Source organism: Candidatus Termitispirillum reticulitermitis, from assembly GCF_054655775.1.
In genome coordinates, this window is sequence record NZ_BAAIHG010000052.1 from 1 (window position 1) to 8,749 (window position 8,749).

The 8,749-nt window shown below is 46.8% G+C and carries 12 protein-coding genes, 1 tRNA gene and 3 pseudogenes; 15 read left to right on the forward strand and 1 reads right to left on the reverse strand.

Annotated features, from left to right (window positions below; genetic code table 11):
• Positions 1-8 precede the first annotated feature (8 nt).
• From rplF to AC1MDJ_RS05860, 15 genes and pseudogenes are all read left to right on the forward strand, one after another.
• Entirely contained in the window at positions 9-500 is a 492-nt protein-coding gene (gene rplF / locus AC1MDJ_RS05790) for a 50S ribosomal protein L6 (protein WP_479690004.1), read from the forward strand.
• Positions 501-508: 8 nt separating this feature from the next.
• A complete protein-coding gene (gene rplR, locus AC1MDJ_RS05795; RefSeq protein WP_479689994.1) occupies positions 509-874 on the forward strand; it encodes a 50S ribosomal protein L18 in 366 nt (121 codons plus the stop codon).
• Between the two features lie 33 nt (positions 875-907).
• Positions 908-1,384 (forward strand): annotated as a pseudogene (gene rpsE, locus AC1MDJ_RS05800) (30S ribosomal protein S5); the annotation flags it as partial.
• A 19-nt stretch (positions 1,385-1,403) separates the two neighbouring features.
• A pseudogene (gene rplO / locus AC1MDJ_RS05805) lies at positions 1,404-1,844 on the forward strand (50S ribosomal protein L15); the annotation flags it as partial.
• A 204-nt stretch (positions 1,845-2,048) separates the two neighbouring features.
• Positions 2,049-3,358 (forward strand): annotated as a pseudogene (gene secY, locus AC1MDJ_RS05810) (preprotein translocase subunit SecY).
• Between the two features lie 3 nt (positions 3,359-3,361).
• Positions 3,362-4,039: an adenylate kinase gene (locus AC1MDJ_RS05815; protein ID WP_479689995.1), complete on the forward strand. Its 678-nt coding sequence runs from the start codon at positions 3,362-3,364 to the stop codon at positions 4,037-4,039.
• A complete protein-coding gene (gene map / locus AC1MDJ_RS05820) occupies positions 4,014-4,775 on the forward strand; it encodes a type I methionyl aminopeptidase (protein WP_479689996.1) in 762 nt (253 codons plus the stop codon). Before AC1MDJ_RS05815 ends, map begins: the two co-directional genes overlap by 26 nt.
• A 20-nt stretch (positions 4,776-4,795) precedes the next feature.
• The gene (gene infA, locus AC1MDJ_RS05825; protein ID WP_479689997.1) at positions 4,796-5,017 is read left to right on the forward strand and encodes a translation initiation factor IF-1; all 222 of its coding nucleotides are present in this window, start codon (positions 4,796-4,798) and stop codon (positions 5,015-5,017) included.
• A gap of 25 nt (positions 5,018-5,042) precedes the next feature.
• Entirely contained in the window at positions 5,043-5,156 is a 114-nt protein-coding gene (gene rpmJ, locus AC1MDJ_RS05830) for a 50S ribosomal protein L36 (RefSeq protein ID WP_128466087.1), read from the forward strand.
• A 12-nt stretch (positions 5,157-5,168) separates the two neighbouring features.
• Positions 5,169-5,537, forward strand: a complete 369-nt coding sequence (gene rpsM / locus AC1MDJ_RS05835) for a 30S ribosomal protein S13 (protein WP_479689998.1) — start codon at positions 5,169-5,171, stop codon at positions 5,535-5,537.
• 12 nt (positions 5,538-5,549) lie between these two features.
• Positions 5,550-5,936, forward strand: coding sequence for a 30S ribosomal protein S11 (gene rpsK, locus AC1MDJ_RS05840; RefSeq protein WP_479689999.1), 387 nt, complete (start codon positions 5,550-5,552; stop codon positions 5,934-5,936).
• 33 nt (positions 5,937-5,969) lie between these two features.
• Complete coding sequence (gene rpsD, locus AC1MDJ_RS05845; RefSeq protein ID WP_479690000.1) at positions 5,970-6,599, forward strand: 30S ribosomal protein S4; 630 nt, start codon at positions 5,970-5,972, stop codon at positions 6,597-6,599.
• Positions 6,600-6,626: 27 nt separating this feature from the next.
• Complete coding sequence (locus AC1MDJ_RS05850; RefSeq protein ID WP_479690001.1) at positions 6,627-7,670, forward strand: DNA-directed RNA polymerase subunit alpha; 1,044 nt, start codon at positions 6,627-6,629, stop codon at positions 7,668-7,670.
• 5 nt (positions 7,671-7,675) lie between these two features.
• Positions 7,676-8,029, forward strand: a complete 354-nt coding sequence (gene rplQ / locus AC1MDJ_RS05855; RefSeq protein WP_479690002.1) for a 50S ribosomal protein L17 — start codon at positions 7,676-7,678, stop codon at positions 8,027-8,029.
• Between the two features lie 29 nt (positions 8,030-8,058).
• A tRNA-Lys gene (locus tag AC1MDJ_RS05860) sits at positions 8,059-8,132 on the forward strand.
• 78 nt (positions 8,133-8,210) lie between these two features.
• Here AC1MDJ_RS05860 and AC1MDJ_RS05865 read toward each other — a convergent pair.
• Positions 8,211-8,549, reverse strand: coding sequence for a hypothetical protein (locus AC1MDJ_RS05865; RefSeq protein WP_479690003.1), 339 nt, complete (start codon positions 8,547-8,549; stop codon positions 8,211-8,213).
• Positions 8,550-8,749 lie beyond the last annotated feature (200 nt).

Consider the following 8,749-nt stretch of genomic DNA (forward strand, 5'->3'; position numbering starts at 1 on the left):
GCGTAAAAATCAGCGAAGTTAATGGTGTGGTAACAGTTGAGGGACCGAAAGGTAAGCTCACTAGGACGCTCAACCCTATTATGAATATAAAAGTTGATGGTAGCGTAGTTGCGGTGAATCGTCCGGATGATAGCTTAAAAGCTGTTAGTCTGCATGGATTGACGCGCACGTTAGTCAATAATATGGTAGTAGGTGTGACAACTGGTTTTACCAAGTCGCTTGAGATAGTAGGGATTGGCTATAGGGTAGCCCTGAAAGGCAAGGCACTTGATTTTAATCTGGGTCGTTCACATCCTGTTGTGTTTAATCCACCAGCGGGGATAGATTTTGCCGTTGAGGGAACGCAGAAGATTACCGTTAAAGGGATAGACAAGGAGCTTGTGGGGCAGGTAGCTGCCAATATTCGCGGGCTTCGCAAACCTGAACCTTATAAAGGCAAGGGTGTGCGTTATGCGGGCGAGCATATAGCGTTGAAAGCTGGCAAGACAGGTAAGAAATAGAGGAACGTATGAACATTAAAGATAAGCATATTAGTCGCGAACGCCGTCACCTTAGGCTGAGGAAGAGAGTATTAGGTTCTCAGGAACGTCCACGCTTAGCTGTGTATAAGAGCAACCACTACTTATATGCTCAGGTGATAGATGATGTTGCGGGGACGACAATCGCATCAGCAAGTTCTTTGGAGAAGGAGCTGAGGGCGAAGTTTAAGGGCAATGCCAATAAAGATGTGGCAGCTAGCGTTGGCAAGCTTGTTGGGGAGCGGGCTAAGGCTAAAGGGGTAAAGAGCGTTGTCTTTGATAGGGGTGGCTTCATCTATCATGGCAGGGTCAGGTCGCTTGCTGAAGCGGCTCGCGAAAGCGGATTAGAGTTTTAGGAGGGTGCAAAGTTGATAGGCGAAGAATAACAGCTTGCGGATAAGGTAGTCCATATAGGAAGGGTCACAAAGGTTGTGAAAGGCGGGCGCGTGTTTAAGTTCACTGCGCTGGTCGTTGTAGGCAATCGCGATGGAATGGTGGGGATAGGCCATGGCAAGGCGCGTGAAGTGCCTGATGCTATAAAGAAAGCACTTGAAACCGCCCGCAAGAATTTGTGTTCTATACCCGTCAACAAGGGGACGCTCCCGCATGCAGTGATAGGCAGATTTGGTGCAAGTGAGATTATAATGAAACCAGCAGCACCGGGAACAGGCATAATCGCTGGCGGTGCAATACGTTCGCTATTTGAACTGGCGGGGCTACAAAATATACTTGCTAAATCTGTCCGTAGTCGCAATCCGTTTAATTCGCTGTATGCTGCTATGAACGGCTTTGACCAGATACGCACTGTTAGTCAGGTGGCAAATGCGCGTGACAAGGACATATCTAGTCTCGTGCAACATAGGTAACATTTAAGGAGAGGTTTCAATGCTGAAACATGAATTAAAGCCTGCAAAAGGCGCGAATAAAGGCAGAAAGAGGCTCGGCAGAGGCACAGGTAGTGGGCTTGGCACAACTGCGGGCAAGGGGCATAAAGGGCAACGTGCACGTGCAGGTGGTGGTGGTGGGTCTAAAGCTGGGTTTGAGGGCGGGCAGATGTCTATGGTGCGGCGCACCCCGAAACGCGGTTTCAGCAACGCACGTTTTGAGACTGTCTATGAAGTAGTGAATTTAGCTCTTGTAGATGCTCGCTTTGAGTCTGGCGATGAAGTAAATGCCGAAACGCTTAAAGCTGCTAGGCTGATACACGGCAACAAGGATGGCGTTAAAATTCTTGCTACTGGGGAGATAACTAAGAAATTATCGTTCACCGTTGATAAAATATCGGAAGTTGCTAGCAAGAAGATAGAAGTAGCTGGTGGCAGTGTGACATTGCTCCCGCCGTTTGTTCATAACGAGGACGTAGCTAAACGCAGGGCGGCTAAAGAGGCGAGCAAAGCTAAGAAAAGGGCTATTGTTGCCGCTAGCAAGGCTGGTAGCAATAAACCTAAAGACAAGAAAGCAGACGAGGATAATGGCGAGAGTAAGGGCAAGAGTGAAAGTAAGAGTAAGGATAAAAAATAGATTTAATTTATGTTGAATAAGATACAGGAGATTTTCTCCGTCCCCGAATTGCGCAAAAAGCTCATAATGACGCTTTTGCTCTTGGCTGTGTTCAGGCTTGGTGCTCACGTGCCTACGCCGGGGATAGATGGGGACGCCTTGGCAAACTTCTTTGCGCGCGCCAGTGGCGGGTTGTTCGGTTTCTTTGATATGTTCACTGGTGGTGCATTACAGCGGTTGACTGTGTTTGGGCTTGGGGTAATGCCATATATATCGGCATCTATTATATTGGAGCTTTTGACTGTGGTTCTGCCACACCTCGCCGAGCTGAAAAAGCGTGGCACTGAGGGGCGGGAGAAGTTACTAGATACACTCGTTATTTGACAGTTTTTATAAGTATGTTTCAGGGGTTCGGCATTGCGATGGGCATTGAGACTATGACAGCTCCTGATGGCATGCCACTGGTGGTAGCGCATGGCGGGTTGTCGTTTAGGCTGACTACTGCACTGACGCTTACGACTGGCACTATATTTTTAATGTGGCTGGGCGAAAAGATTACGACTTTCGGCGTGGGAAATGGCATGTCGCTCATAATAATGGCGGGCATTATTGCTGGGACCCCATCGGCTATAACTAAAACGTTTTCGTTGATGAAGTCAGGGGAGATGCAGATTATTCCTTTGATTGTTGCCTGTGCTTTAATGGCGGTGGCGTTGGTTGCGATAGTGTTTATGGAGACGTCTCAGCGGCGTGTTCCTATACAATACGTTAGAAAAGCGTCTATTGGGGCTGGGAGCAAGGGTGGGGCATCGTATCTGCCGTTGAAGTTGAACCCTGCGGGCGTTATACCGATAATATTTGCCTCTACTATAGTGACGCTGTTCCCCACTATAGCGACCTTTTCTACTGCACCTGCTATACAGCGGCTTGCGCAGTTTTTTTCGCCATCGGGGTGGTTTTACTACTTGCTGGAACTTGTATTTATAGTGTTTTTTACGTATTTTTATACCTCTATTATATTCAATCCGAAGGATATAGCGGAGAATATACAAAAATCAGGTGGCGTAGTGCCGGGCAAACGACCGGGTGAAGCTACAGCTGACTATATAGACTATGTGCTTTCAAGGCTTACCTTTGTGGGCGCAGCGTATTTGGCAATTGTGGCAGTAATGCCACAGGTGATTATACAGCTATTCCGTATGCCCTTTTATTTCGGTGGCACTAGTGTGCTGATTGTAGTAGGGGTGGGGCTTGATATGATGCAGAAGATTGAATCGCACCTTATAGCGAATAACTATTCAGGGTTTTTAAGCAAAGGGCGCATGCGCGGGAGGTATTAGGGTATGTTTGACAGGCGTAATGTTTTATTGCTAGGTGCTCCTGCATCAGGCAAGGGGACGCAATCTGCATATATTATTAGAGATTTCGGTTTAGCTCAGCTATCAACGGGTGATATGTTGCGAGAAGCTGTTCGCAGTGGGACAGAGTTGGGCAAACAGGCTAAGAAATATATGGACGAAGGGCAGCTGGTGACAGACAGTGTTATAATAGACCTGATAAGTGAAGCATTGAAACGTCCGGAATGCGCGAAGGGTGCGATATTTGATGGGTTTCCGCGCACTGTTGTTCAAGCGGAAGAACTTGATACTATGCTAAAAAAGCACAGCACAAGCCTGACGCATATTGTAAATATTGAAGTGCCTGATGAAGTTTTAATAGAGCGTGCTGCAGGGCGTAGGTCTTGTTCTAAATGTGGCAAAGTGTTCCATATATCGTTTAATCCGCCGAGTGTTGCGGGTGTGTGCGATAAATGTGGCGGAGAGCTTATTCAACGTGATGATGATAATGAGGCTACTATGGCAAAACGCTTAAAGATATTTCATGATACTACAGAGAAATTGCTGACGTATTATGAGCGCGGGACTAATCTGTTGACTATAGACGGCATGGCACCTGCAGATGAAATATATATAGGCAAGCTCAAGGTATTTTTGAATGATATACCTCAAAAGCAACAGTGAAATAGCCTTAATACGTGAGAACGGTAAGATACTCGTAGAGGTCTTTGAAAAACTTGATAGTTTTATAAGGGCGGGTATTTCTACAAAAGATATTGACAAGTTGGTTGAAAATGTTATAACATCGCACTCTGCATTACCTTCTTTTAAGGGGTATAGGGGGTTTCCCGCCTCTGCGTGTGTGTCGGTGAACTGTGAGGTAGTGCATGGCATTCCAAGCAGTGATAGGGTATTGAAAGATGGTGACATTGTTAGCGTTGATATAGGTGCGTTTAGGAACGGGTTTCACTCTGATGCTGCGCGGACTTATGCAGTAGGGGAGGTTAGCGACATCGCTAAAAAGTTGATAGACGTGACAGAGCGTTCATTCTTTGAGGGTGCAGAGTGTGCGAAGATTGGCGGACGGGTAGCTGATATATCTGCGGCTGTGCAGGGCTACGTTGAAGCTAATGGTTTTGGTATTGTAAGGGATATGCAAGGGCATGGCTTGGGGCGTTCACTGCATGAAGCTCCGAATGTGCCTAACTATGTTGAAAAAGGTTTTGGTGTGAAGCTGACGCCTAAGATAAAGAAAGGATTGGTGCTTGCTATAGAGCCTATGGTGTCAGAGGGTGATTGGCGCATTAAGACGCTTTCAAATGGCTGGACGACTGTGACGTGTGATGGGAAGCTGGCGGCTCATTATGAGAACACCATAGCGGTGACGGATAACGGCGTAGCGATACTTACGCTTGATTGAATTAATTATGATAGGGGTTTATGGGGAATAAGGGAGATGTGATTGAGGCGAACGGCGTCGTAAAAGAAGCCCTGCCAAACGCTAAATTTTTAGTGGAGTTGCCGAATGAGCATGTCGTTACGGCGCATCTATCGGGCAAGATGAGGATGAATTTTATTCGTATATTGCCTGGTGATAAAGTTACGGTGGAGATGTCGCCCTATGATTTATCGCGGGGCAGGATAACATACAGGCATAAGTAGTGCGATAGCGTTGAGGAGATGTGTTATGAAAGTAAGAGCTAGTGTAAAGCCTATTTGCAGTAAGTGCAAGATTGTGAAACGCAAGGGTGTGGTTCGCGTAATCTGCGAGAACCCTCGTCACAAGCAACGGCAAGGATAAGGGGGTAGCGAAGTGGCTCGTATAGCAGGTGTTGATATACCTAATAACAAGAGGATTGAGATAGGGCTTACCTATATATTCGGCGTAGGGCGTTCTACCGCTAAGGTGATACTTGAAAAGACGAGTATCCCTGCGGATAAGCGCGTAGGCGAGCTTACGGAGCAGGAAGTATCTGAAATCCGTAAATATCTTGACACGGAGGTAAAGACTGAAGGCGAGCTCCGTAAGGAAGTTGGGCTTAATATAAAGCGTCTTATGGAAATCAACTGTTACAGGGGGTTGCGTCATAAGAACAATCTGCCGTGTCGTGGGCAGAAGACGCGGAGCAATGCTAGGACGAGGCGCGGACTTGCAGGCAAGCGTGGCATAAAGAAGAAATAGGGAGGCTTATAGATGGCTGGTTCAAAGAGAGGCGGTAAAAGGGAAAAGAAGAGTGTTCCTAAAGGGATAGCGCATATAAGTGCCACCTTTAACAATACTCACGTGACTTTCTCGGACGTAAAGGGTAACGTTATATGTTGGGGCACAGGCGGAACGCAGGCGTTCAAGAACTCTCGTAAATCTACGCCGTTTGCGGCGCAGCTTGTGGCTGAGGCTGCATCTAAGAAGGCTATGGAAGCTGGTATGCGTGAGGTTGAAGTCAACCTTAATGGACCTGGCTCTGGGCGTGAGAGTGCTGTTAGGGCTATACAGCAGGCGGGAATAAAGATAACGCTTATACGTGATATTACGCCTATCCCTCACAATGGCTGTCGCCCGCGCAAGAAGCGTCGTATATAGTATCGTTGTTTATTTGAGCTAAGGAGGCGTATTTTGGCTAGATACACAGGACCTAGTTGCAAACTTTGCAGGCGGGAAGGTTCAAAATTATATCTTAAGGGCACGCGTTGCTACACTGAGAAGTGTGGGCTTGATAAGAAAGCCTATGCACCGGGGCAACATGGCAAGAATCAGAAAAAGGTTTCTGACTATGGCGTTCAGCTACGTGAGAAGCAGAAGATGAAACGTTTATACGGGGTGTTGGAGGGGCAGTTCCGCAAGTATTTTGAGCGGGCTACGCGTTCAGCTGGCATTACCGGTGAGATATTGATACAATTGCTTGAACGCAGGCTTGATAATGTGCTGTATCGTTCGGGGTTTGCTACCAGTCGTAAAGAGGCGCGTCAATTAGTGCGCCATGACCATGTTCTGGTGGATGGCAAGAAAGTAAATATCCCGTCTTATTCTATAAAATCGGGACAGGTAGTGCGCATAGCTGATGCTAGTAAGAAGCTCCAGCGCATATCTGATGCGATAGAGGGTGCTGACGGACGCGGGGTGACACCTGAATGGCTACTTGTGAGTAAGGATAACTTTGAGGCAAATGTTAGCAGATTGCCAGAGCGTTCCGACGTTGGCTATGATATGCAGGAGTCGCTAATAGTAGAATTGTATTCTAAGTAATAGATTGCCTTATCGGAGATTATAGTAATGATAATGAATTTTAATAGCTTGATAAAACCGAAGTCTGTAGAGGCTGTCAAGGGTGCGCAAAAGGTGCGGGAGCTAGATAAGAGCACAGGCAGGACTATTGTGGTGTATGACCAGTTTGTGGTGGAGCCGTTGCCGAAAGGGTTTGGCACTACTATCGGCAACTCGCTACGGCGTATGCTTATATCCTCTGTTGAAGGGTCTGCCATTGTGGGCTTCAAGATGAATGGCGTTAAGCACGAATTTGACGTAGTGTCGGGCATAGCAGAGGATGTTGTCAACATATCGTTGAACTTGAAGATGGTAGAGCTGAAGTCGTCATCTGCCGAGCGCAGGCGTGTTCGCATTAAGAAGCGTAAGGATAAAGGGCAACAGTATGTTGTTGTTACGGCGGCTGATATTACTGGCGATGTTGAGGTGTTGAACCCTAGCCAGCATATACTTACTATCACTGGTGATGGCACTGAAGTGGATATGGAGTTATATGTTGAGCGTGGGGTGGGTTATGTGCCGGTGGAAGAGCAAGAAGGCAAGTTTGATGATGTAGAGGTGGTGCAGGTTGATGCTGTATTTACACCTATAAAGCGTGTAAATTATAGTGTGGGTGAGGCTCGTTTTGAGCAACGCACCGACTATGATAAGCTGACTATAGAGGTGGAAACCGATGGCTCTGTTACGCCGCGTGATGCGATTGCTTTTGCGGCTAAGATAGTGAAAGACTACTTGTCTTTCTTTATCAACTTTGAGGAGCAGAAAGTTGTTTCAGCGTCTTTGTCTGCGCAAGCTGGCGACAATATTGAAACATTGCTTACTAAAGACCTTGAGGAGCTGGAGCTATCCGTGCGTGCATCAAATTGCTTGAAGAATGCTGGCTTGAAGAAGCTGTGGGAGCTGTGCAGTAGGAGCGAGGCGGATATGTTGAGGACTAAGAATTTTGGCAGGAAGTCGCTTGATGAAATCAAGGTTGTGCTTGCTGGGATGAACTTGGGGCTTGATATGGATTTGACTAAATATGGCTATAAGTCTAGTGGTGAAGAGGGGTAAAGGTTATGCGTCACGGCAAGAGCGGCAAAACATTAGGGATGGGCACTGCCCACAGGATAGCGGTGTTGCGTAATATGGCAATATCGTTGGTGGAGCATGGCAGGATAGAGACTACTCTTTTGAGGGCTAAGGCACTCAGGGGCTTTATAGAGCCACTTATCACGGTGGGTAAAAAGAATGAGCTTTCTTCAATTCGCCATGTGATGAAGAAGTTGCCTAACAAGCTCTGTGTAAGGAAGATATTTGGGGAGCTTTCTCCCAGCTTTGTGGAGCGTCCGGGCGGATATACGCGCATATTGAAAACGCGCCGTCGTGTAGGCGACAATGCGCTTATGGCTATTATAGAGTTTGTAAAGTAGTTTTTTTGCTATGATAGAGGCGTTCGTTTGGGTGATTAGCTCAGCTTGGTAGAGCAGCTGACTCTTAATCAGCGGGTCGTGGGTTCAAGCCCCTCATCACCCATCATACCCTCTTTTATGCAGGGTTTTGTGCATGTTTTTGCGCCCGGTTGTCCAGCAAGGACAACATATATTGGAGAGCTTATATTCTTTTTGCATATTCCTTATACCTTTCCACTAATACAGTGTTGATATATTTCTCTACTTCTGGTTTATAGCTTTTGTTTAGCAGTTCGTAATACTCCATTAACTCCTCGCCTAGCCTTTCCGCCTCTTGTAAATCGCCCCTGTCCTTTGTGGCTCGCCTTAAACGGGCTGTAATGCCTAGCATACCCGTTATATTACTTCTAGCCATTTCTGCATCCATATACGCCTCTGCGTTTAGGTCTGCCTCTGTCTTTGTGGGTTCGTTTTTTACTGGTTCTACATAATCGTTGTCGTCCACTGCTAGTGCCGTGTTTCCTGTAACTCTATTATTCATAAATCACCTCGTCCCGTATTGTGCCATATCCCTACTTATAGCGTCAACAATATTTTAGCCGTTTTTAGTTGTTTTTCTTTTTTCGGAGTGTCAAACTCTATTTTTACTCCATATCGTCCGCCGTCTCGGTGTTCCATTGCTCCGTTTGCGGGGTATTTCTTACCCGCCTGCTTTTCCAGTGTTCGGGTTCACTACCTCGC